We start from the raw sequence: 23,051 nt of genomic DNA, 5'->3' as shown, positions 1-23,051 counted from the left end.
CCGGGACATCCCGGGCCGCCGTCCGTTTCCATGCGCGTACTGCTGTGAACCTCTGGTACGGGAACCTCTAGTAGCCGAAGAAGTGACGGGCCGGGTCTCTGACCTGCGGTCGTGCATTCGGTCAACGCTGCGACCTGCGACTTAGCCGTCGGTGGTTGTCAGCGTTGGTCGTCGTTGAGCACCCCCGCACGGCCCAGAGACGGCCCGAGCGGGGGTGCACTCGGCCGTCCACGACCGGCACCTCCCCCAGACTAGTTTTGCCGCCTGCTTCAAGGGCACACGGCCAGTGAGACTCCGCGGAGGTACTGAGATGAGTGCCGGAGAACGGGCCAAGGCGAAGGCCGAACAGGTGGTCGGAAAGACTGTGCGGAAGGCGGCCCACGCTGTGCACAAAGGAACCCTCGAAGCAAAAGGCGCCGCTCTCGAAGCACGGGGCATGATGCGCGGCGCGAAAGAACGGTCCAAAGGCTCCCTCAAGCACTGACAGGTCGCTGCTGTACCGCACAGAGGGCCTGACCACGGTGGTCAGGCCCTCGGCGTGTGTCCGGTCCGATTGCCTACAAGCGTGGTGGGAGTTCCTCGGCCTGGTCGGCTGGGCGGACGGCCATGGCGACAGCGCGGCCGGCGTGCTGGCATACGGCGGATCGCGCCCTTCGCTACCTAGACCCGTACTTCGCGGGTCCCTCGATCGTGAAGATCAAGTGATCGGGATCGGTCCACGGGCGGTCGGCCCGGCGGCGTGATTGTCATCGGGCAACCGATCGCGGCGGGAACCGGTCGGTGATCATGCGCTGAGCCTTCACTAACGGGTGACCCGCGAAGTGCGGGCCTAGATGTCGCCGCGCACCGCTTTAGGAGCGAGGTGGGGCGGTCCCGGGCCTGACCTGGGGCTCCTTGCCCTGGGCGGGGTCCGGCGGCATGTGCCCTTGCGCACCCTGATCCCCCGTGGGACCCCGCCCGTTCTGGCACGGATGTGGCACGGCCGCTCTTCGTCCCGAAGCACCTTGGGCGGGCGCTTGATCTCGGGTTGGCGTGCTCCTCACCTGCGGCGACGGTCCACAGGTGTGCGTGGACGTCCGCCGCTGTTCGTCGGCGTTGTCACGCACTTGGGCACTCACTGTTGCTGCCCGTCGTCTTCCGCTCAATCGGGCATACGGTGGATGCGACGGAGTCGCCAGGCGCGGATCTCGCTGTAGAGCACGCATGCCGCAAGCGTGAAGAGCAGTAACTCTATGGTCGCTGACCACGGTTCGGACATCCACCGGTGACCTATGACCGCCCACCCGGCGGAGACCAGCACGGCGAGGAGGTACCCGCGCAGACGCACACGCAGCCGACGCACATCGGGCCGTGGTTCAACTGCCATGATGGCCCTGTGTCATCGCAGGGTGATGCCTGGCCACAAGCATATGCTCCTCCTCACCTTCGTGCGGTAAGTCAATGCTGATACGGGTTCTCGCTGTTGGATCTTGCATCGGTGGCGAGCGTCGTACACCGGTCGTCGAGTTCGGTGCCCCGAGGTCGTCTTGTTAATTTGCCGGCTGGCCTCATCCTTATCAGGTCGATTACCGGGGTCCGTCAACGTCGGCCAACGGGCCTTACGCCGCGGTCGATCGTCCACTAAGGTCCGGCGCCACCCGCTGCTGTTCGCGCTTGTTGGTGTCAGCTACTGGTGTCAGCCACCGCACGCGGTCTTGACAAGTGCGGCTCTTCTCTCCGGCCTGAACCACCAGTTCGGAAGGCCCGTACGCGGGTCGCGCCTGCGCTGCCCGGACGCTACCTGGGTATCAAGGACCGGTCGTTGGCAGGAGTTGGACCACACCGACCGAAGGGGACCCGCTGGTCTTGTAGAACGCGCGGACTCTCCATCGTCCTGCGGGCACGGGCACCGGGGCTTCGTCCGGCTGTCCCTTGCCATCCGGGTAGGGCACGCCAAGGTCTTCGCCGGCCTCGACTGAGTCCATCAGAACTGCCGGGCCGTCGGTCTCCCAGACCCCACAGTCCTCCCATGGCGTGGCCTCATCGCTCAGGACGGCACCGGCTGCGGCGACCAGCTCGGCTTCGGAGGTGGCGCCGAGCCACCGCACGAAGACCCTTTGTTCGGGTAGGTAGCAGGTCGTGGCTGGTTCGTCTCCCAGCACCAGCGCGGACGTGCTCTCGGCGTCACCCAGGCTGATCACTTCGGCGGACCCCTCGACGGCGCAGGCCCGGTCGTAATCGTCCGGCTGGTCGGTGCCACCGACGATGATGCCGTCCTCGGTGCAACCGCTCCACTGGTGCAGCACGGACACAGGAACGACGATCAGCGGGCCGCCCATGGACTCCACCCATGTCAGGTCGAGCCTGTCGCGATTGGTGTTGTCGCTGTCACTCATGCACGCAGTCTGCCTTCATCCTGTGACAGGGCGAGACGCCTGACAGCTGGGCTGACCTCAACCCAGCACTCTCCCCAGCTCCCATCCCGTCCGCCGTCGACCCACACACCGTGGAGCGGGCGTGGTTCAGGGGCGTCCAGGTGGAGCGCGCCACTGTACGAAACGACCTTGACGCCCCTGGGCCGCGTCTGCTCGGCTCTGCCTGGGTCGACGGTGGACGGGATGGGAGCACCCCGCGCACGCCCCTACGGGCTCGCAGTCGGCGACGGTGCCCCCTCCATCCCGGTGCCGGCCGATCCCCCGCCGGAGGCATCGTCTTTGACCGTGGGCCGCTCTGTGCGGTGATCGACTCATGGCCTCCGGCCCTGTCCACCTGTGGGCGCGCGTCGGCGCAGCGTGGGCGGAGCGGGCCGAAGGCAGGAGCGGCGCCCGGAGCGGAGCCGGGAAGCGCGCCCGGCGGAGCGGAGCGCAGCCGGGGCTTGATCGGAGCCGCTTCAACGATCGCGTCTGGCGGCCAGCCCTTCGGACTGCGGGCGTGGAGATCGGGCGGGACAACGGCATGCACGCGCTGAGGCATTTTTACGCCTCGGTGCTCCTGGACGCGGGGGAGAGCATCAAGGCTCTCAGCGAGTACCTGGGCCACCATGACCCCGGCTTCACGCTGCGCACGTACACGCACCTGATGCCGTCCAGCGAGGCCCGGACCCGGGCCGCCGTTGACAGCGTCTTCCAGGACGATCCCTCTACGGAAGACGGCCCGGAGACGGCCCAGGGCCCGGCCTAGGTCTGTGACCTGCGGTTATCTCAGTAGCCGAAGTTCTGGGTCCACCACGGGCCGCCGGAGCCGAAGTGCACGCCCACGCCCAGGGTCTTGAAGTCGCAGTTCAGGATATTCGCCTTGTGGCCGGGGCTGTCCATCCAGGCCTCCATCACGGCCGCGGCGGTGGCCTGGCCGCGGGCGATGTTCTCCCCGCCGAGGTCGGATATCCCGGCCGCCGACGCCCGGTCCCATGGCGTGTCGCCGTCGGGGTCGGTGTGGTCGAAGAAGTCGCGGTCGGCCATGTCCCTGCTGAACGCCGTGGCCAGACCGGTCAGCGAGCTGTTCGCGGCCACCGGGCTGCAGCCCACCTTGGCCCGCTCCTGGTTGACCAGTTGGAGCACCTGGGCTCCGGCGACGGCCTCCTCGGACACGGCCACCGGGCTGCTGGGCGTCTCCTTCTCCGGTTGCGGGGCGGTCCTGCGCTCCGGAGCCGTCGTCTTCTCCGAGACCTCCTCGCTCGGTGTCGCCGACGGCTTCTCCTCCGCCGTTTCGGCCTCCGCGGGTGCCTTCTTCTCCGGCGTCTTCGTCGCCTTCTTCTCGGACGAGTCCGAGGGTGAGGGCTTGGGGGAGGCAGCGCGTTCGGCGTCGCGGCTCGCGGGGTTGCCGGCGTCGCGGCTCGGGCTCTCGAGGCTGCCCGAGGTGCCGCCGAACTCGCCGGGTATGTTGGTCGGGGTGCCCGCGGCCTCGACGCTGTCGCCGGGGGCACTGCCGCCGCCCAGCTTGTAGTTCTCGAGACCGGGCACCGCGCCCGTGGCCACCGCGACCGTGCCGAGGGCCACCGCGGCGGACACCCCGAGCAGGCCGGTGCGGACCGGGGTCGCGGCCTTCTTCTTCCGGCGTCGTCCGCCCGCGTGCCGGTCGCTCTCGCCGGGCGTGAAGCCGTTGTCCGGGGAACCGCCCTGCGGGAAGTCCTCGCGCCGGAGGCCGTCACTCGCGAACACGGCCGTGTCGGCGGTCCCGGAGCGGCCCGGGCCCGCGTCGAAGCCGCCGCCCTGGTGGCCGTCCCCCTGGTAACCGTCCCCCTGGTGACCGTTCTCCGGGTGGGCGCCTCCGGAGAAGCCGCCCTGCGTGAAGTTCCCCGCGTAGCCATCCCCGGGAGCGCTCTCCGTCGCGAAGAGGTAGGCCTCGCTCCGCAGGGACGTCTCGGCGTACGCCTCCGGGTTCAGATAGGGGGCGATGCCCATCGTCGGAGCGTCTTCGGCGTGAGCACCCAGCGGGCCGCGGCCTCCGTCGTACAGGTCGTCGTGCTGAGTGACCCCCGTGGCGGCGCGGCCCGTGGCGGCGCGGCCGGCGGCGGAGCGTCGGTGGCGTCCCATGTCTGGCCTTCCTCGTTCTTGCGGTCGGTCGACTCGTCCTCGCGTTCAACACGAAACTCACACCATCGAGTGAGTTTCATATGAGATTCATTCGATCGGGACGGTACCGCATGCCGCCAGGGAAGGGAGTGCCCCAAGTGACATTGTCCGGTTAGGTTGCAGTCATGAGCGAGGATGTGCGACTGGTTGCCTGGGTGCGAGGACGCGTCCAAGGTGTGGGTTTCCGCTGGTTCACGCGGGCCAAGGCGCTGGAGATCGGCGGCCTGAGTGGCTTTGCTCTCAATTTGGCGGACGGACGCGTCCAGGTGGTCGCGGAGGGTTCCCGCGCGCGCTGCGACGGACTGCTCGACTGGCTCCAGGACGGCGACACGCCCGGACGCGTGGACGGCGTCACCGAGATCTGGGACACACCCCGCGGCGGATACGACGGCTTCGTCATCCGCTGAGCCCGCCGCCCCCGGAGGGCCTCCGGGATGCCGGGTGGCCGGCGCTCCGAAGCGGAAAAGTCCTGGTGATTGCCAAGACCCGCGAGGTCGTGGGAGGCTCCCCCGCACCGACGGCCGTCACGCCGGGAGCACCCGCGGGAATCGCGGCGCAGCCGCCCGGCGGCCGCGTACACCGGGTCGTCGGCCGATACGGCGTGTGATCGTGTTGACCGTCAAACTTTTTGGTGAGACGCTGAAAGTCCCCGCGCACCTTAGCTGTTTGGCATGGCTGAGCGGCAGTACAACTCCAGGTCTGCCAAGCATCGCGGGTGCTCATCCCTCACGACCCACACCGCACAGGTCGGTCACGCATTGTGGAGGACCATCCATCATGGCAAAGGCGCTTCTCGGTTACGTCGGCGGCTCCGACCCGCGACTCCTCGCCGAGATGCGACGGCTCCAGCAGCGCGTCCAAGACCTGGAATCCGAACTCGTACGGATCCAGGCGGAGAACGACGAGCTTGCGGCTGCCGCTTCTCACGACAGGATCATGGAGAGCGTTGACGCACACCAGGCGGAGCCCGCGCTGACCTGATCACTGCACCGCTCCACCACGGCACAGCTCCACCACGGCGCAGCAGTGGTCGGTCCGCCCGTCACCACCGCCACGTTGTCAGAAGTGCAAGGGACGCCCCGGCGTCCCTTCTTTCCTTCCTCCGCGCCCCCGCGCCGCCCGGATCCCCAAATTCCTTGCTCCGCGCATCCTTTCAGCGTCTTTAACGTGTGGTCTGCCCTGCGCGTTCATCCGCGAAACCGACGGTTCATGGAATGGGACATCCCGGACGGGTAAAGTCCGGCGGCGTGCATCTCAAGGCCCTGACCCTCCGCGGCTTCAAGTCGTTCGCGTCGGCGACCACGCTCCGGTTCGAACCGGGGATCACGTGCGTCGTCGGTCCGAACGGCTCGGGCAAGTCCAATGTCGTGGACGCGCTCAGCTGGGTCATGGGCGAGCAGGGCGCCAAGTCACTGCGCGGTGGCAAGATGGAGGACGTCATCTTCGCCGGCACCACCGGCCGCCCGCCGCTCGGCCGGGCCGAGGTGTCCCTGACCATCGACAACGCCGACGGGGTCCTGCCCATCGAGTACGCCGAGGTCACCATCACGCGGATCATGTTCCGCAACGGCGGCAGCGAGTACCAGATCAACGGCGACACCTGCCGCCTCCTCGACATCCAGGAACTGCTCTCCGACTCCGGCATCGGCCGTGAAATGCACGTCATCGTCGGCCAGGGCCAGCTGGACTCCGTCCTGCACGCCGACCCGATGGGCCGCCGCGCCTTCATCGAGGAGGCCGCGGGCGTCCTCAAGCACCGCAAGCGCAAGGAGAAGGCGCTGCGCAAGCTGGACGCGATGCAGGCCAACCTCGCGCGCGTGCAGGACCTCACCGACGAACTGCGGCGCCAGCTCAAGCCCCTCGGCCGCCAGGCGGCGGTCGCCCGGAGGGCCGCCGTCATCCAGGCCGACCTGCGCGACGTCCGCCTGCGCCTCCTCGCCGACGACCTCGTGCGCCTGCGCGAGGCCCTCACGGCGGAGATCGCCGACGAGGCCGCCCTCAAGGAGCGCAAGGACACCGCCGAGCGGGAACTGCGCAAGGCCCTCCAGCGCGAGGCGGTCCTCGAGGACGAGGTCCGCCGCCTCACCCCGCGTCTGCGGAACGCCCAGCAGACCTGGTACGAGCTGTCCCAGCTCGCCGAGCGGGTCCGCGGCACCATTTCGCTCGCCGACGCGCGCGTGAAGAGCGTCACCTCCGCACCCCCCGAGGAGCGCCGCGGACGCGACCCCGAGGACCTGGAGCGCGAGGCCGCCCGCGTCCGCGAACAGGAGGCCGAGCTGGAGGCCGCCCTCGAGGCCGCCGAACGTGCCCTGGAGGACACGGTCGCCCACCGCGCCGAGCTGGAACGCGAACTCGCCCAGGAAGAAAGGCGCTTGAAGGACGCCGCGCGTGCCATCGCCGACCGGCGGGAGGAACTCGCCCGCCTCACCGGTAAGGTCGGCGCCGCCCGCTCGCGCGCCGCGGCGGCCCAGGCCGAGATCGAGCGCCTGGCGGCCGCCCGCGACGAGGCCCGGGAACGGGCCGCCGCCACCCAGGAGGAGTACGAGACCCTGCGGGCCGAGGTCGACGGCCTCGACGTCGGCGACGCGGAACTCGCCGGACAGCACGACGGGGCCAGGCAGCGGCTCACGGAGGCCGAGGCCGCCCTCACCGCCGCCCGCGAGGCGGCCACCGCCGCCGAACGCGAACGCGCGGCGACCCGGGCCCGTCACGAGGCCCTCGCCCTGGGCCTGCGCCGCAAGGACGGCACCGGCGCGCTGCTCGCGGCCCAGGACCGGCTCACCGGACTGCTCGGCCCCGCCGCCGAACTGCTCACCGTCACCCCCGGCCACGAGGCCGCCCTCGCCGCCGCCTTCGGGGCCGCCGCCGACGCCCTCGCCGTGACCAGCCCCTCCGCCGCCGCCGAGGCGATCCGCCTGCTGCGCAAACAGGACGCGGGCCGGGCCGCCCTGCTCCTCGCCACCGCCCCGGACCCCTCGCATGCCGGGGTGCACGACGGCCCGCACGAGCAGCGAGCCGACGGTTCGTACGGGCCGCACGGGGCACACGAGCCGCTCACCGACGTACCCGACGGCCCGCAGTACGCCGCCGATCTGGTGCGCGGGCCCGCCGAGCTGCTGCCCGCCGTGCGCCGGCTGCTGCGCGGGATCGTCGTCGTCGGCACCCTGGAGGACGCCGAGGAGTTGCTGTACGCGCGGCCCGAGCTGACCGCCGTGACCGCCGAGGGCGACCTGCTGGGCGCGCACTTCGCGCACGGCGGCTCGGCGGGTGCCCCGAGCCTGCTGGAGGTGCAGGCCTCCGTGGACGAGGCCGCCGCCGAGCTGGAGGAGCTTGCCGTGCGATGCGAGGAGCTGACCCGGGCACAGCACACGGCGACCGAGGACCGAGGCCGGTGCGCCGCCCTCGTCGAGGAACTGGGGGAGCGGCGCCGGGTGGCCGACCGGGAGAAGTCCTCCGTCGCCCAGCAGCTCGGCCGGCTCGCCGGGCAGGCCCGCGGGGCCGCCGGGGAGGCCGAGCGGTCCGCCGCCGCCGCGGCCCGGTCGCAGGAAGCCCTCGACAGGGCGCTCGGCGACGTGGAGGAACTCGCCGAACGGCTCGCCGTCGCCGAGGAACTGCCGTTCGACGAGGAGCCCGACACCTCCGTGCGCGACCGGCTCGCCGCCGACGGGGCCAACGCCCGACAGACCGAGATGGAGGCCCGCCTCCAGGTGCGGACGCACGAGGAGCGCGTCAAAGGGCTCGCCGGGCGGGCCGACTCCCTGGACCGGGCCGCCCGCACGGAACGCGAGGCACGCGCGCGTGCCGAGCAGCGGCGGGCCCGGCTGCGGCACGAGGCGGCCGTCGCCGCGGCCGTCGCCGCCGGCGCCCGGCAACTGCTCGCACACGTCGAGGTGTCCCTCGCACGTGCCGACGAGGAGCGCACCGCCGCCGAGGCCGCGAAGGCCCACCGCGAGCAGGAACTCGCCCGCGCGCGGACCGAGGGACGCGATCTCAAGGCGGAACTCGACAAGTTGACGGATTCAGTTCACCGGGGCGAGGTACTCGGCGCCGAGAAGCGGCTGCGGATGGAGCAGCTGGAGGCCAAGGCGCTGGAGGAACTGGGTGTCGAACCGGGGGGACTGGTGGCGGAGTACGGCCCGCACCGGCTGGTGCCGCCCTCGCCTTCCGCCGAGGGCGAGCAGCCGCAGGACGCCGAGTCCGACAGCGGCTCCGCCGCGGGGCCGCACCCGCGCAACAGGCCCCGCCCCTTCGTGCGGGCCGAGCAGGAGAAGCGCCTGAAGACCGCCGAGCGCGCGTACCACCAGCTCGGCAAGGTGAACCCGCTCGCCCTGGAGGAGTTCGCCGCGCTGGAGGAACGCCACCAGTTCCTCGGCGAGCAGCTGGAGGACCTGAAGAAGACCCGCGCGGATCTGCTCCAGGTCGTCAAGGAGGTCGACGAGCGCGTCGAACAGGTCTTCAGCGAGGCCTACTGGGACACGGCCAGGGAGTTCGAGGGAGTCTTCTCCCGGCTGTTCCCCGGCGGCGAGGGACGGCTGGTGCTGACCGACCCCGACAACATGCTCACCACGGGCGTGGACGTCGAGGCGCGTCCGCCGGGCAAGAAGGTCAAGCGGCTGTCGCTGCTCTCGGGCGGCGAGCGGTCGCTGACCGCCGTGGCGCTGCTGGTGTCGATCTTCAAGGCGCGGCCGAGTCCGTTCTACGTCATGGACGAGGTCGAGGCCGCTCTCGACGACACCAACCTCCAGCGGCTCATCCGGCTCATGCAGGAACTGCAGGAGGCCTCGCAGCTGATCGTGATCACGCACCAGAAGCGCACCATGGAGGTCGCCGACGCGCTCTACGGCGTCTCCATGCAGGGCGACGGTGTCTCCAAGGTCATCAGCCAGCGCCTCCGCCAGGCGACTTGACGAGCCCTGGTCACCTTCAGCTTTGACTTCATGTCATGAATCCAAGCTCGCATGATTTTGGGGACACCCCGCAGATCCGTGACCATTTCGCGATCCACCCCCTCTTTTGACTTCAAAACTTGAAGACATAGTCTCAATGGCATTGTCTTTACCTTCAGGTACCTTCAGGTGGACCTGGAAGGGCTGATCCCCCACCCGGCGACGGTGCCGGTGGCCCGAGGAGTTACACGTGACCAGCTCAGCGCAGGCACAGAAGTCAGGAGCCGGTACGGCTCACCCCGAGCATCTCGGGCGCGTCGTCTTCATCGCGGCGTCGGCCGCCATGGGCGGTTTCCTCTTCGGCTACGACAGTTCCGTGATCAACGGCGCCGTCGAGGCCATCCGCGACCGCTACGACATCGGTTCGGCCGCTCTCGCACAGGTCATCGCGATCGCGCTGATCGGCTGTGCCATCGGTGCCGCCACCGCCGGCCGCGTGGCCGACCGCATCGGCCGCATCCGGTGCATGCGGATCGCCGCGGTCCTGTTCACCGTCAGCGCCATCGGCTCCGCCGTCCCCTTCTCCCTCTACGACCTCGCCTTCTGGAGGGTCGTCGGCGGCATAGCCATCGGTATGGCCTCCGTCATCGGGCCGGCCTACATCGCCGAGGTCGCCCCGCCCGCCTACCGCGGCCGGCTCGGCTCCTTCCAGCAGGCCGCGATCGTCCTCGGCATCGCCGTGTCGCAGCTGGCCAACTGGGGCATCCTGAACGCCGCCGGCGGTGACCAGCGCGGCGAACTGCTGGGCCTGGAGGCCTGGCAGGTCATGCTCGGGGTCATGGTCGTCCCCGCCGTGCTCTACGGACTGCTCTCCTTCACCATCCCCGAGTCCCCGCGCTACCTGATCTCCGTCGGCAAGCACGAGCACGCCCGGAAGATCCTCGGTGAGGTCGAGGGCAAGGACATCGACCTGGACGCCCGCGTCACCGAGATCGAGTCGGCGATGCACAGCGAGGAGAAGTCCCGCTTCAAGGACCTGCTCGGCGGCAGCTTCTTCTTCAAGCCGATCGTCTGGGTCGGTATCGGCCTGTCGGTCTTCCAGCAGTTCGTCGGCATCAACGTCGCGTTCTACTACTCCGCGACGCTGTGGCAGTCGGTCGGCGTCGACCCGACGGACTCGTTCCTCTACTCCTTCACCACGTCGATCATCAACATCGTCGGCACCGTGATCGCGATGCTCTTCGTCGACCGCATCGGCCGCAGGCCGCTCGCGATCATCGGTTCCGTCGGTATGGTGGTCGGCCTCGCGCTGGAGGCCTGGGCGTTCTCCTTCGACCTCGTCGACGGCAAACTCCCCGCCACCCAGGGCTGGGTCGCGCTGGTGGCCGCCCACATGTTCGTCCTCTTCTTCGCCCTGTCGTGGGGTGTGGTCGTCTGGGTCATGCTCGGCGAGATGTTCCCCAACCGGATCCGCGCCGCCGCCCTGGGCGTGGCCGCCGCCGCGCAGTGGATCGCCAACTGGATGATCACCGCGAGCTTCCCGTCGCTGGCCGACTGGAACCTGTCGGTGACCTACGTGATCTACACCGTGTTCGCCGCGCTCTCCATCCCGTTCGTCCTGAAATTCGTCAAGGAGACGAAGGGCAAGGCCCTGGAGGAAATGGGCTGACCGCGGCCGCAAGGCCGGTGCCGACGGGCCCCCTCAGGGCCGGCCCGTCCCATGAACCGAGGAGAAGGGTTCAAGTCCCCGCTGCCCCTCTCCTCGTACCCCCGCCGCCCCGCTCCGGACCCGTCCGGGCCGGGGCGGCGGTGTGCCGTCCACACACCGCCTGCACACCGCCTGCACTCCCGGGCCGGACGGGTCCGGAGCGGGGCGGCCCCGTCCGCCTGCCGGGGCAGCACCTGTTCCGCGAACAGACGCGGACTGCGCCATCCTCCGCCCACCGGCATCCCGCCGACCGGCGGATGCGGCACATACGTGTCGTGCCCCAGCTCCGCACCCTCCTCGGGCGTGAGGATCCGGTACACGCCCTCCGCGTGCAGCTCCTCCACGGCATGGCCGCCGACCGCGCCGCCGAGCGGATCCCGGCCGGCCGGCAGGGCGCGTAGGTGCGCGCCTCGTGCAGGAAGTGCCGCCCGTGGAGTGCCCACGCGCGGTCCGGGTCTTCGGTCACGTGCAGTAGCGGGGCCTGTGGGGCCGGCATCCTCGTCCAGCCCTTGGTGCCGTACTCGGTGAGTTGTTCCTTGTGGTACGCCTCCTCGTGGTACGCCTCCGGCTCCGGCAGACGCGCGCCGGGGCGGAACGGCGGTCCGAGTCGGGTGGCCCGCCGACCGGCAGCGGCGGATGCGGATCGATGTACGGGCGCGGGGTGAGCCGTACCGTGCGGCCGCGGTGGGTGGACTCCTCACCGGTCCACGCCCTCAGCAGCGTCTCCGGCAGCTCGTCCCGGAGCGCGCCGCGCCGCGCGAAGCCCACCTTGAACCGGTCGTACTCCTCGGGCCGGTACCCGATCCGGGCGACGGTGACCAGCCGGCCGCCGCCGAGCGGGTCCAGCACGGCCGCCGAGCAGGTCCAGCACGGCGGTCTCCCCGGCCGGCCGCAGCGGGTCGTACAGCGGGCCGATCATCACCGAGACGGTGACCGCGATCCGGCGGGTCGCGCTGAGGACGGGGCCCGCGAAGGCGGGGCCCGCGAAGACGAACGGTGACGGCAGTCGGTTGCCGACCGCCCCGTGGTGCTCCTCCGTCCGGACGGTGGTGAGCCCACGGTCGTCGGCGTACGCGGCCATCTCCAGGGCCGCCCGGCAGCGGTCGCTGAGCTCGGCGGGGGAGGCGTCCGGAGCGACCGGATCGAATCCGACCTCGTCGACGGCAAACTCCCCGCCACCCAGGGCTGGGTCGCGCTGGTGGCCGCCCACGTGTTCGTCCTCTTCTTCGCCCTCTTCTTCGTCCTGTCGTGGGGTGTGGTCGTCTGGGTCATGCTCGGCGAGATGTTCCCCCACCGGATCCGCACGTACGACCGCGACGGGCATGACCTCGTCTCCTTCACCGTGCACCGGGCGGCTGTGGGGCGGACGGCAGCCGGCGGAGCGTCGGCGCCGGGTGGCACGGACCGCGTCGAGCGGGCCGCCATCAGCGCGACCGGGGTGCCCATGGCTGATACTGGGGCTGTTATGGACATCGTCATCCTTGCTGTAGTCATCGCCGTGGTCGTGGTCGGTGCGCTCGGCGGGCTCATCGTCGGTAGCCGCCGCAAGAAGCAGCTGCCCCCGCCGCCGCCCGCCGCCCCCGACATCACCGCCCCCCCGGCCGAGCCGCACGTCGGCGACGAGGCCGAGACGCCGCGGGAGGAACCGCGGCGCACCGTAGAGGAGGTTGATCTTCCGGACGGCTCCGCCCCGGTCGTCGTCGAGGAGCCGCCCATCGAGGCGCCCGCGATCGAGATCCCGGAGCCCACCGCCGGCCGGCTCGTCCGGCTGCGCACCCGTCTCTCCCGCTCGCAGAACGCGCTCGGCAAGGGCCTGCTCACGCTGCTGTCCCGCGAGCACCTCGACGAGGACACCTGGGAGGAGATCGAGGACACGCTGCTCATCTCCGACATCGGTGTGCAGCCCACCCAGGAGCTGGTCGAGCGGCTGCGCGAGCGCGTGAAGGTACTCGGCACGCGTACCCCCACGGAGCTGCGCGGACTGCTTCGCGAGGAACTGGTCGCCCTGGTCGACCCCAGCATGGACCGCACCGTGCGTACCGGGAACGAGAACGGCGGCCCGGGCATCGTGATGGTCGTCGGGGTCAACGGCACCGGCAAGACCACCACCACCGGCAAGCTCGCCCGGGTGCTGGTCGCGGACGGCAACACCGTTGTCCTCGGTGCCGCCGACACCTTCCGAGCCGCCGCCGCCGACCAGCTCGAGACCTGGGGCGAGCGGGTCGGCGCCCACACCGTGCGCGGCCCGGAGGCCGGTGACCCGGCCTCCGTCGCGTTCGACGCGGTCAAGGAGGGCAAGGAGATGGCCGCGGACGTCGTGCTCATCGACACCGCCGGCCGGCTGCACACCAAGACCGGCCTCATGGACGAGCTCGGCAAGGTCAAGCGGGTCGTGGAGAAGCACGCCCCGCTGGACGAGGTGCTGCTCGTCCTCGACGCCACCACCGGCCAGAACGGCCTGGTCCAGGCCCGGGTCTTCGCCGAGGTCGTCAACATCACCGGCATCGTGCTCACCAAGCTCGACGGCACGGCCAAGGGCGGCATCGTGGTCGCCGTCCAGCGCGAACTGGGGGTCCCGGTCAAGCTGATCGGTCTCGGTGAGGGCGCGGACGACCTGGCGCCGTTCGAGCCGGATGCGTTCGTGGACGCGCTCATCGGGGAGTGAGACCCCGGGGCGGCCGGCCGGACCGAACCGCCACGGAAATGCGAAGAAGCGCCCGCTTCCGGACCCCGGAAACGGGCGCTTCGCCGTTCACCACCACAGAGCCCGGTCACCGCTGCCGGAGCCGGCCGGTACGCCGGTGCCCCTGCGGCGCCTATGCCTGCGACCGGTGCACCACATACGCCAGGGTGCCCAGCACCAGGCGGGCCTCCGGCGGCCGGGGCACCGAGTCGAGGGCGGGGGAGCGCAGCCAGCGCACCGGGCCGCGACCGCCCCGGTCGGACGACGGAGCCGTGATGTGCGTACCGGGGCCCAGGCCGTGCAGGTCGAGGGCGGCCGGGTCGTCCCAGCCCATGCGGTAGAGCAACTCGGGCAGTGCGGCGGCGGCCCCGGGGGCGACGAAGAACTGGGCGCGGCCGTCAGGAGTGGCGGCGACGGGGCCGACGGGCAGTCCCATGCGCTCGAGCCGGGCCAGCGCGCGGCACCCGGCGGGCTCGGCCACCTCGATCACGTCGAACGTCCGCCCGACCGGCAGCATCATCGAGGCGCCCGGATACTCGGCCCAGATCTCCGACACGTCGTCCAGCGGGGATCCGGCGGGGATCTCCGGCGCGAAATCCAGCGGATGCGCGCCCGGTGCCCGGCATCCCGCCCGGCCGCAGGAGCAGGTACCGGCGGCGGCGCGGGCGCCCGGCACCACATCCCAGCCCCACAGCCCGGTGTACTCCGCCACGGCGGTGCCCGCCGACCCGCGGCCCCGGCGGCGCGAGCCGGACCGGAGGTCACGGATGCCCCGGCTGATACCGATCGTGAAGCCCATGCCCCCTCCAACGGGTCCGACGCACCGGCGGTTACGCAGTGGGCGCGACGCGTGACTCTCTGTTCTCGACTTCCCCGTGCGGCCCTGCTCAGTCGGCGCTTCGAAGCACCGTGGGTGGTGCGCACGGTGCTGCGCGCCCCCGCGTGCGTCACCGCACCCACTCTTGACTGTCCCGCGTCAAGTGAAGCGTGGGACGACCACGGTGAGTTCATCCGATGGGGTGGCGAATGGTGGCGATTACGGGTTCGCCATGGCTGGACGGGTGATCGTGGGACTACGGTGTGTGCACGGTTTCTCGGGGCACATGCGCCGATCGGGTATGCCGGAGGCAACCCGGCTTTCCGTTCGAAGGGTGGGAACCGCCGGACGGCGGTCCCGACAACCGGCATTCTGATAGGGCTTGGCGCACTCAGCGGCAAGCGGTTTTCAGGGAATGGGGGCGTTCCAGTGAGCGGCAACGGCGGTGGCGGGACGAACGCTGCGAGTACTCAAAAGCGTCCGAACGAGCTGCTCGCCTCGTGGTTCGTCCGCAGCGGCTGGTCCAAGGGTGAGCTCGCCCGCCAGGTCAACCGCAGGGCCCGCCGGCTGGGCGCCGGCCACATCTCCACCGACACCTCGCGGGTGCGCCGCTGGCTGGACGGCGAGAATCCGCGCGAGCCCATCCCCCGGATCCTCTCCGAGCTGTTCTCCGAGCGCTTCGGCGTCGTCGTGTCCGTCGAGGACCTGGGCCTGCGCGCCACCCGGCCCTCACCCTCCGTGACCGGCGTCGACCTGCCCTGGACGGGCCCGCAGACCGTGGCCCTACTCAGCGAGTTCTCGCGCAGTGACCTGATGCTCGCGCGGCGCGGCTTCCTCGGGAGCTCGCTGGCCCTCTCCGCGGGCCCGTCCCTCATCGAGCCCATGCAGCGCTGGCTCGTCCCCTCGCCGTCCGCGGCGCAGTCCCGCCCGGAGCCCGAGCCGGCCTCCGTCGGCCGCGCGCGCGGCCGGCTGTCCCAGCCGGAGCTGGACCTGCTGGAGACCACCACCGTGATGTTCCGGCAGTGGGACGCCCAGTGCGGCGGCGGCCTGCGCCGCAAGGCGGTCGTCGGGCAGCTGCACGAGGTGACGGACCTGCTCCAGGATCCTCAGCCCGACCCGATCCGGCGGCGCCTGTTCAAGGTCGCCGCCGAGCTCGCCGAACTGGCCGGCTGGATGTCGTACGACGTCGGACTGCAGCCCACCGCGCAGAAGTACCACGTCCTCGCCCTGCACGCGGCGAAGGAGGCCGGGGACCGGCCGCTCGGTTCGTACATCCTGTCGAATCTGAGCCGGCAGATGATCCATCTCGGCCGGCCCGAGGACGCCCTGGAGCTCATTCATCTCGCGCAGTACGGCAGCCGTGACTGCGCGAGCCCTCGCACCCAGTCGATGCTGTATGCGATGGAGGCCCGCGCCTACGCCAACATGGGCCAGCCCGGCCGGTGCAAGCGCGCGGTCAGGATGGCCGAGGACACCTTCGCCGAGGCCGACGAGTGGGACGAGCCGGACCCCGACTGGATCCGGTTCTTCTCCGAGGCCGAGCTGTACGGCGAGAACTCCCACTCCTTCCGCGACCTCGCCTACGTGGCGGGCCGCAGCCCCACCTACGCCTCGCTCGCCGAGCCGTTGATGCAGCGGGCCGTGGAGCTGTTCGCCGCGGAGGCGGACCGGCACCAGCGGTCGTACGCCCTCAACCTGATCGGCATGGCCACCGTGCATCTGCTCCAGCGCGAGCCCGAGCAGGGAGCGGTTCTCGCCACCGACGCCATCAAGGCGGCCAAGAAGGTCCGCTCCGAGCGCGTCAACACTCGTATCCGAAAGACGGTCGACACGGCCGTCCGCGACTTCGGCGACCGGGCCGAGGTCGTCGACCTCACCGAGCGGCTCGCCATCGAACTGCCGGAGACCGCCGAAGCGGTCTGACGCCCGGAAAGCACCCGGAAAGTCCCCGGAAGAACCTCGGAGATCCTCAGGAATCCCGGGGCTCCGGGAAAACCCAGAGCCCCGGCCGCGGCCGGTCCTCCCGAACTGCCCGACTCGGCTCCCCCATGCCAGGTCATCGGAAGGCCCGCCGCGGCCGGCTTCCTTTTTGCGCCCAAGCCGGCGCCGCTCTCGCGGACCTGGTTGCTCGCCGTCGTGGTTGCTCAATCAATGGTTGCGGTGCCATGCGGTGCCATGCGGTGCCGTGCGGTGCCATGGGGTGCCGTGCGGTGGAGATTGCGCCAGGACAACGATCGGCACTTCCCGCATCCGGCAGTTCATCGACGCGTAACACGCCGGGTGCCTTCGTCACGGCGGCGAAACAGCGAGGGGCTTCCACCGAAACGGCGCTGCGCGAATCTCTTGACGCGGAACCGGCCCACCCCCTCACGACCCGCTCAGGCTTCGCCCGCACGGGGCCGTACCCACGACGAGGAGACGCCGATGGCACCAGCCGTCACCCTTGCCGCAGAAGCGCCCGCGCTCTCTGCCGCCAACACAGGGTTCATGCTCATCTGTACCGCGCTGGTGATGCTCATGACGCCAGGCCTGGCCTTCTTCTACGGGGGCATGGTCCGGGTCAAGAGCACCCTGAACATGCTGCTGATGAGCTTCATCAGCCTGGGAATCGTCACCATTCTGTGGGTGCTGTACGGCTTCTCCACGGCGTTCGGCACCGACTCCGGCGGCGTCGTCGGCTGGAACTCCGACTGGGCCGGCCTCAGCAACATCGGCCTGACCGAACTGTGGGACGGCTCCACCATCCCGGTCCTGGTCTTCCTGGTCTTCCAGCTGATGTTCGCCGTTCTCACACCCGCGCTGATCAGCGGCGCGCTCGCGGACCGCGTGAAGTTCACCGCGTGGGCGCTGTTCATCGCGCTGTGGGCCACCGTCGTCTACTTCCCGGTCGCGCACTGGGTCTGGGGCTCCGGCGGCTGGGCCTTCGAACTGGGCGTCATCGACTTCGCGGGCGGTACGGCCGTCCACATCAACGCGGGGGCCGCCGCGCTCGGCGTCATCCTGGTGATCGGCAAGCGGGTCGGCTTCAAGAAGGACCCGATGCGCCCGCACAGCCTGCCGCTGGTCATGCTCGGCGCCGCGCTGCTGTGGTTCGGCTGGTTCGGCTTCAACGCCGGTTCCTGGCTCGGCAACGGCGACGGCGTCGGCGCGCTGATGTTCGTCAACACCCAGATCGCCGCCGCCTCCGCCGTCCTCGGCTGGCTCGCCTACGAGAAGATCCGCCACGGCACGCTCACCACGCTCGGCGCCGCCTCCGGCGCGGTCGCGGGCCTGGTCGCCATCACCCCGGCCGGCGGCGCGGTCACCCCGCTCGGCGCGATCGCCGTCGGCGCCATCGCCGGTGTGCTGTGCGCCATGGCCGTCGGCCTGAAGTACAGGTTCGGCTACGACGACTCCCTGGACGTCGTCGGCGTCCACCTCGTCGGCGGCATCACCGGCTCCCTCCTCATCGGCTTCTTCGCCAGCGGCAAGGGCCAGTCCGACGTCGAGGGCCTCTTCTACGGCGGCGGCCTCGACCAGTTCTGGAAGCAGTGCGCCGGTGTCTTCGGTGTCCTCGCCTACTCCCTGGGCGTCTCCGCGATCCTCGCCTACCTCCTGGACAAGACGATCGGCATGCGGGTCTCCGAGGACGACGAGGTGGCCGGCATCGACCAGGCCGAGCACGCCGAGACCGCATACGACTACAGCGGTGCCGGTGGCGGCGCCGCCCGCGGCACCGCCACGGCGCCCGCAGCCCAGGCCGAGAGCAGGAAGGTGGACGCATGAAGCTCATCACCGCCGTCGTCAAGCCGCACCGGCTCGACGAGATCAAGGAGGCCCTGCAGGCCTTCGGGGTGCACGGCCTGACGGTCACCGAGGCCGGCGGCTACGGCCGCCAGCGCGGCCACACCGAGGTCTACCGCGGTGCCGAGTACACCGTCGACCTGGTCCCCAAGATCCGCATCGAGGTGCTGGTCGAGGACGCCGACGCCGAGCAGCTGATCGATGTCGTCGTCAAGGCGGCCCGCACCGGCAAGATCGGTGACGGCAAGGTCTGGTCGATCCCGGTCGACACGGCCGTACGGGTCCGAACCGGCGAGCGCGGCCCGGAAGCGCTCTGAGACAGACCGACGGAACAGGAGTCGCCGGGTGACGAGCACCGACACGCACGACGAGACACAGGGCTCGGGACCCAGCGGCTACGCGGCGGCCCGGCTGCGCCTCCTCACCGAGGAGGGGCGGTCCGGGCCGCCGCGCCGTGCCGCCCTCGCCCGGCTCACGGACGACTGGCTCACCGGGCTGTTCACCGCGGGCGCCGAACAACTGCGCGGGGCTTCCCTACAACTGCGCGGGGCTTCCCTGATCGCGATCGGCGGCTACGGACGCGGCGAACTGTCCCCGCGCAGCGACCTCGACCTGCTCCTGCTGCACGACGGCAGCGACCCCGGGGCCGTCACCACCCTCGCCGACCGGCTCTGGTACCCCGTCTGGGACCTGGGCATCGCCCTCGATCACTCCGTACGCACCCCGGTCGAGGCCCGCCGCACCGCCGGCGAGGACCTCAAGGTCCAACTGGGCCTCCTGGACGCCCGGCACATCGCCGGAGACCTCGGGCTCACCGCCGCCCTGCGCACCGCCGTCCTGGCCGACTGGCGCAACCAGGCACCGAAACGCCTCCCCGAACTCCAGGAACTCTGCGCCGAACGCGCCGAACGGCAGGGCGAACTGCAGTACCTCCTGGAACCCGACCTCAAGGAGGCCCGCGGCGGGCTGCGCGACGCCACCGTGCTGCGCGCCGTCGCCGCCTCCTGGCTCGCCGACGCCCCGCGCGAGGGACTCGCCGACGCCCGCCGCCGGCTCCTCGACGTACGGGACGCGCTGCACCTGACGACCGGCCGCGCCACCGACCGGCTCGCGCTCCAGGAACAGGACCAGGTCGCCGCCGGACTCGGCCTGCTCGACGCCGACACCCTGCTGCGCCAGGTGTACGAAGCCGCCCGCGGCATCGCGTACGCCGGCGACGTCACCTGGCGCGAAGTCGGCCGCGTGCTGCGCTCCCGGGCCGTGCGGCCGCGGCTGCGCGCCCTCATCGGCGGCGGAAAGCGGAGCGCCGAGCGCTCGCCGCTGGCCGAGGGCGTCGTCGAGCAGGACGGCGAGGCGGTACTCGCCCGCGCCGCCCGCCCCGAACACGACCCCGTGCTCCCGCTGCGTGCCGCCGCCGCCGCCGCGCAGGCGGGACTCCCGCTGTCCCTCCACGCCGTCCGGCGCCTCGCCGCCACCGTGCGCCCGCTGCCCACACCCTGGCCCGCCGAAGCCCGCGAACAACTGGTGACCCTGCTGGGCTCCGGCCGCCCCACCGTCGACGTCTGGGAAGCACTGGAGGCGGAAGGCCTGATCACGCGGCTGCTGCCGGACTGGGAGCGGGTCCGCTGCCGTCCGCAGCGCAACGCCGTGCACCTGTGGACCGTCGACCGGCACCTCATCGAGACCGCCGTCCGCGCCTCCGCGTTCACCCGGCGCGTGCACCGGCCCGACCTGCTGCTGGTCGCCGCGCTGCTGCACGACATCGGCAAGGGATGGCCCGGCGACCACTCGGTGGCAGGCGAGACCATCGTCCGGGACATGGCCGCGCGGATCGGCTTCGACCGTGCCGACGCGGGCGTCCTCGCCACCCTCGTCCGCCACCACCTGCTGCTCGTCGAGACGGCCACCCGCCGCGACCTCGACGACCCGGCCACGGTGCGCGCGGTCGCCGACGCCGTCGGCACCCAGGGCACCCTGGAGCTGCTGCACGCCCTGACCGAGGCGGACGCACTGGCCACCGGACCGGCTGCCTGGTCGGCCTGGCGCGCCTCACTCGTCGCCGACCTGGTCACACGCGTCTCGACGGTGCCGGCCGAGGACCCGCCGGAGGAGCCCGAGGCCGCCGCGCCCACCGCCGAACAGGAACGGCTCGCCCTCGAGGCGGTCGCCACCGGCGGCCCGGTGCTGTCCCTGCGCGCCCGGACCGAGCCGCCCGCCGAGTCCCCGGCCGGGCAGGCGGACACCCCGCAGCCGACCGGCGAACCGGAGCCCCTCGGCGTGGAGCTGCTGATCGCCGTACCCGACCAGGCGGGTGTGCTCCCCGCGGTCGCCGGCGTGCTGGCCCTGCACCGCCTGACCGTACGCACCGCCGAACTGCGCACCCTCGAACTGCCGGAGGGCGTCGAAGGATCCGTCCTGCTGCTCGACTGGCGGGTCGCCGCCGAGTACGGCTCGCTGCCCCAGGCCGCCCGCCTGCGCGCCGACCTCGTCCGCGCTCTGGACGGCACCCTGAACATCGCCGGCCGCCTCGCCGAACGCGACGCCGCCCACCCGCGCCGGGGCGTGGTCGCACCACCGTCGCGCGTGACGGTCGCCCCGGCCGCCTCCCGGCACGCCACGGTGATCGAGGTCCGCGCGCAGGACGCCCCCGGGCTGCTGTTCCGCATCGGGCGGGCCCTGGAGGACGCGGGGGTGAGGGTGCGGAGTGCGCATGTGAGCACGCTGGGGGCGAACGCGGTGGATGCCTTCTACGTGACCTGCCTGGAGGGCACGCCCCTTCCCGGCGAGGAGGCGGTGGCGGTGGCCCGGAAACTGGAGGAGACGTTGCGGGCGTGACCTTCTGGTCAGGCTGTGCGTTGATCGGATGTGTTCCTCGCCTGCGCGGGGATGGCCCGATGGGCGGCATCAGCAAGCTGCTCGGGATTCTCTGCTCCCCGCTGACGCGGGGCTTCCGTCCTTGCCCGCTCTCTGCAGCGGGCGGGGCGATTTGCTTGCCGGGCCGGATACCCTGGAGGACAGCCCAGTTCCGCCCCCGACCTCGAGGACCGACGCCGCCGTGTTCGATACTCTCTCCGACCGCCTCAGCGCGACCTTCAAAAACCTCCGCGGAAAAGGCCGGCTGAGCGAAGCGGACATCGACGCCACGGCGCGCGACATCCGTATCGCCCTCCTCGAAGCGGACGTGGCTCTGCCGGTCGTCCGGGCGTTCATCAAGAGCGTCAAGGAGAGGGCGCTCGGCGCCGAGGTCTCCAAGGCCCTCAACCCCGCACAGCAGTTCGTCAAGATCGTCAATGACGAACTGACCTCCATTCTCGGTGGCGAGACCCGCCGACTGCGCTTCGCCAAGCAGCCGCCCACCGTGATCATGCTGGCCGGTCTGCAGGGTGCCGGTAAGACCACCCTCGCGGGCAAGCTCGGCCACTGGCTCAAGGAGCAGGGCCACTCGCCGCTCCTGGTCGCCTGTGACCTCCAGCGCCCCAACGCCGTCAACCAGCTCAGCGTCGTCGCCGAGCGCGCCGGCGTCGCCGTCTACGCGCCCGAGCCGGGCAACGGCGTGGGCGACCCGGTCAAGGTCGCCAAGGACTCGATCGAGTTCGCCAAGTCCAAGGTCCACGACATCGTCGTCGTGGACACCGCCGGCCGCCTGGGCATCGACCAGGAGATGATGCGGCAGGCCGCGGACATCCGCGACGCCGTCTCGCCGGACGAGATCCTCTTCGTCGTCGACGCGATGATCGGCCAGGACGCCGTCAACACCGCCGAGGCCTTCCGCGACGGCGTCGGCTTCGACGGCGTGGTGCTCTCCAAGCTCGACGGTGACGCCCGCGGTGGTGCGGCCCTGTCGATCGCCTCGGTGACCGGCAAGCCGATCATGTTCGCGTCGAACGGCGAGAAGCTCGACGAGTTCGACGCCTTCCACCCGGACCGGATGGCCTCCCGCATCCTCGACATGGGTGACCTGCTCACCCTGATCGAGCAGGCGGAGAAGACGTTCAGCCAGGACGAGGCCGAGAAGATGGCCTCCAAGCTGGCGTCCAAGAAGGGCCAGGACTTCACCCTGGACGACTTCCTGGCCCAGATGGAGCAGGTCCGGAAGATGGGATCGATCTCCAAGTTGCTCGGCATGCTCCCGGGCATGGGCCAGATCAAGGACCAGATCAACAACCTCGACGAGCGTGACGTCGACCGCACGGCCGCGATCATCAAGTCGATGACCCCGGCCGAGCGCCAGGACGCGACGATCATCAACGGCTCGCGCCGCGCCCGTATCGCCAAGGGTTCCGGTGTCGAGGTCAGCGCGGTCAAGAATCTCGTCGAGCGGTTCTTCGAGGCCCGCAAGATGATGTCCCGCATGGCCCAGGGCGGCGGCATGCCGGGGATGCCCGGGGTGCCGGGCATGGGCGGCGGTCCCGGCCGGGCGAAGAAGAAGCAGAAGCAGGCCAAGGGCAAGCAGCGCTCCGGCAACCCGATGAAGCGCAAGCAGCAGGAGGAGGAGGCCGCCCAGCGCCGCGCCGCCGCGGCCGAGGGGGGCAACGCCTTCGGGCTGCCGCAGCAGGGCAGCCAGGACTTCGAACTGCCGGACGAGTTCAAGAAGTTCATGGGCTGACCGCTCCGGCGCCAACGG

Annotated in this window: 13 protein-coding genes and 3 pseudogenes; 12 read left to right on the top strand and 4 right to left on the bottom strand. The window is 71.0% G+C overall.

Annotated elements, in window-relative coordinates:
* Positions 1 to 1,787 precede the first annotated feature (1,787 nt).
* Complete coding sequence (locus ACFP2V_RS10990) at positions 1,788 to 2,375, bottom strand: Imm21 family immunity protein (protein ID WP_381209218.1); 588 nt, start codon at positions 2,373 to 2,375, stop codon at positions 1,788 to 1,790.
* Positions 2,376 to 2,859: 484 nt separating this feature from the next.
* On the opposite strand from ACFP2V_RS10990, the pseudogene ACFP2V_RS10985 reads away from it, so the two are divergent.
* Positions 2,860 to 3,159, top strand: a pseudogene (locus ACFP2V_RS10985) (tyrosine-type recombinase/integrase); the annotation flags it as partial.
* Between the two features lie 20 nt (positions 3,160 to 3,179).
* Here ACFP2V_RS10985 and ACFP2V_RS10980 read toward each other — a convergent pair.
* Entirely contained in the window at positions 3,180 to 4,511 is a 1,332-nt protein-coding gene (locus ACFP2V_RS10980) for a CAP domain-containing protein (protein ID WP_381209215.1), read from the bottom strand.
* 164 nt (positions 4,512 to 4,675) lie between these two features.
* On the opposite strand from ACFP2V_RS10980, the gene ACFP2V_RS10975 reads away from it, so the two are divergent.
* The 4 genes from ACFP2V_RS10975 to ACFP2V_RS10960 all read left to right on the top strand — a co-directional run bounded on the left by ACFP2V_RS10975 (position 4,676) and on the right by ACFP2V_RS10960 (position 11,105).
* Positions 4,676 to 4,957, top strand: a complete 282-nt coding sequence (locus tag ACFP2V_RS10975; protein WP_381209212.1) for an acylphosphatase — start codon at positions 4,676 to 4,678, stop codon at positions 4,955 to 4,957.
* A gap of 370 nt (positions 4,958 to 5,327) precedes the next feature.
* A complete protein-coding gene (locus tag ACFP2V_RS10970) occupies positions 5,328 to 5,531 on the top strand; it encodes a hypothetical protein (RefSeq protein ID WP_004924871.1) in 204 nt (67 codons plus the stop codon).
* A 266-nt stretch (positions 5,532 to 5,797) separates the two neighbouring features.
* Positions 5,798 to 9,457, top strand: coding sequence for a chromosome segregation protein SMC (smc, locus tag ACFP2V_RS10965; protein ID WP_381209208.1), 3,660 nt, complete (start codon positions 5,798 to 5,800; stop codon positions 9,455 to 9,457).
* Positions 9,458 to 9,686: 229 nt separating this feature from the next.
* The gene (locus ACFP2V_RS10960) at positions 9,687 to 11,105 is read left to right on the top strand and encodes a sugar porter family MFS transporter (protein WP_381209205.1); all 1,419 of its coding nucleotides are present in this window, start codon (positions 9,687 to 9,689) and stop codon (positions 11,103 to 11,105) included.
* Between the two features lie 221 nt (positions 11,106 to 11,326).
* Here the strand turns inward: ACFP2V_RS10960 and ACFP2V_RS10955 are convergent.
* Positions 11,327 to 12,327 (bottom strand): annotated as a pseudogene (locus ACFP2V_RS10955) (LLM class flavin-dependent oxidoreductase); the annotation flags it as partial.
* A gap of 15 nt (positions 12,328 to 12,342) precedes the next feature.
* Here ACFP2V_RS10955 and ACFP2V_RS10950 point away from each other — a divergent pair.
* Positions 12,343 to 12,438, top strand: a pseudogene (locus ACFP2V_RS10950) (hypothetical protein); the annotation flags it as partial.
* Positions 12,439 to 12,609: 171 nt separating this feature from the next.
* The gene (gene ftsY, locus ACFP2V_RS10945) at positions 12,610 to 13,809 is read left to right on the top strand and encodes a signal recognition particle-docking protein FtsY (RefSeq protein WP_381209314.1); all 1,200 of its coding nucleotides are present in this window, start codon (positions 12,610 to 12,612) and stop codon (positions 13,807 to 13,809) included.
* Positions 13,810 to 13,960: 151 nt separating this feature from the next.
* On the opposite strand, the gene ACFP2V_RS10940 is transcribed toward ftsY, so the two are convergent.
* Positions 13,961 to 14,626 carry a bifunctional DNA primase/polymerase gene (locus ACFP2V_RS10940; RefSeq protein ID WP_381209202.1) on the bottom strand — a complete coding sequence of 222 codons (666 nt, stop codon included), beginning with the start codon at positions 14,624 to 14,626 and terminating at the stop codon, positions 13,961 to 13,963.
* A 447-nt stretch (positions 14,627 to 15,073) separates the two neighbouring features.
* On the opposite strand from ACFP2V_RS10940, the gene nsdA reads away from it, so the two are divergent.
* The 5 genes from nsdA to ffh all read left to right on the top strand — a co-directional run bounded on the left by nsdA (position 15,074) and on the right by ffh (position 23,033).
* Positions 15,074 to 16,567, top strand: a complete 1,494-nt coding sequence (gene nsdA, locus ACFP2V_RS10935; RefSeq protein WP_381209199.1) for a transcriptional repressor NsdA — start codon at positions 15,074 to 15,076, stop codon at positions 16,565 to 16,567.
* Between the two features lie 501 nt (positions 16,568 to 17,068).
* Positions 17,069 to 18,409 carry an ammonium transporter gene (locus ACFP2V_RS10930; RefSeq protein ID WP_381209197.1) on the top strand — a complete coding sequence of 447 codons (1,341 nt, stop codon included), beginning with the start codon at positions 17,069 to 17,071 and terminating at the stop codon, positions 18,407 to 18,409.
* Positions 18,406 to 18,744, top strand: coding sequence for a P-II family nitrogen regulator (locus ACFP2V_RS10925; RefSeq protein ID WP_381209194.1), 339 nt, complete (start codon positions 18,406 to 18,408; stop codon positions 18,742 to 18,744). Before ACFP2V_RS10930 ends, ACFP2V_RS10925 begins: the two co-directional genes overlap by 4 nt.
* A 28-nt stretch (positions 18,745 to 18,772) precedes the next feature.
* Positions 18,773 to 21,262 (top strand): [protein-PII] uridylyltransferase, encoded by a 2,490-nt coding sequence (locus tag ACFP2V_RS10920; protein ID WP_381209191.1) that lies wholly within the window; start codon positions 18,773 to 18,775, stop codon positions 21,260 to 21,262.
* A gap of 220 nt (positions 21,263 to 21,482) precedes the next feature.
* Positions 21,483 to 23,033, top strand: coding sequence for a signal recognition particle protein (gene ffh, locus ACFP2V_RS10915; protein WP_381209188.1), 1,551 nt, complete (start codon positions 21,483 to 21,485; stop codon positions 23,031 to 23,033).
* Positions 23,034 to 23,051: the final 18 nt, after the last annotated feature.

The organism is Streptomyces incanus (assembly GCF_042656345.1).
Lineage (GTDB): Bacteria > Actinomycetota > Actinomycetes > Streptomycetales > Streptomycetaceae > Streptomyces > Streptomyces incanus.
Note: the sequence above shows the minus strand (reverse complement) of the source record. Positions and strands in the feature narration are given on the sequence as shown.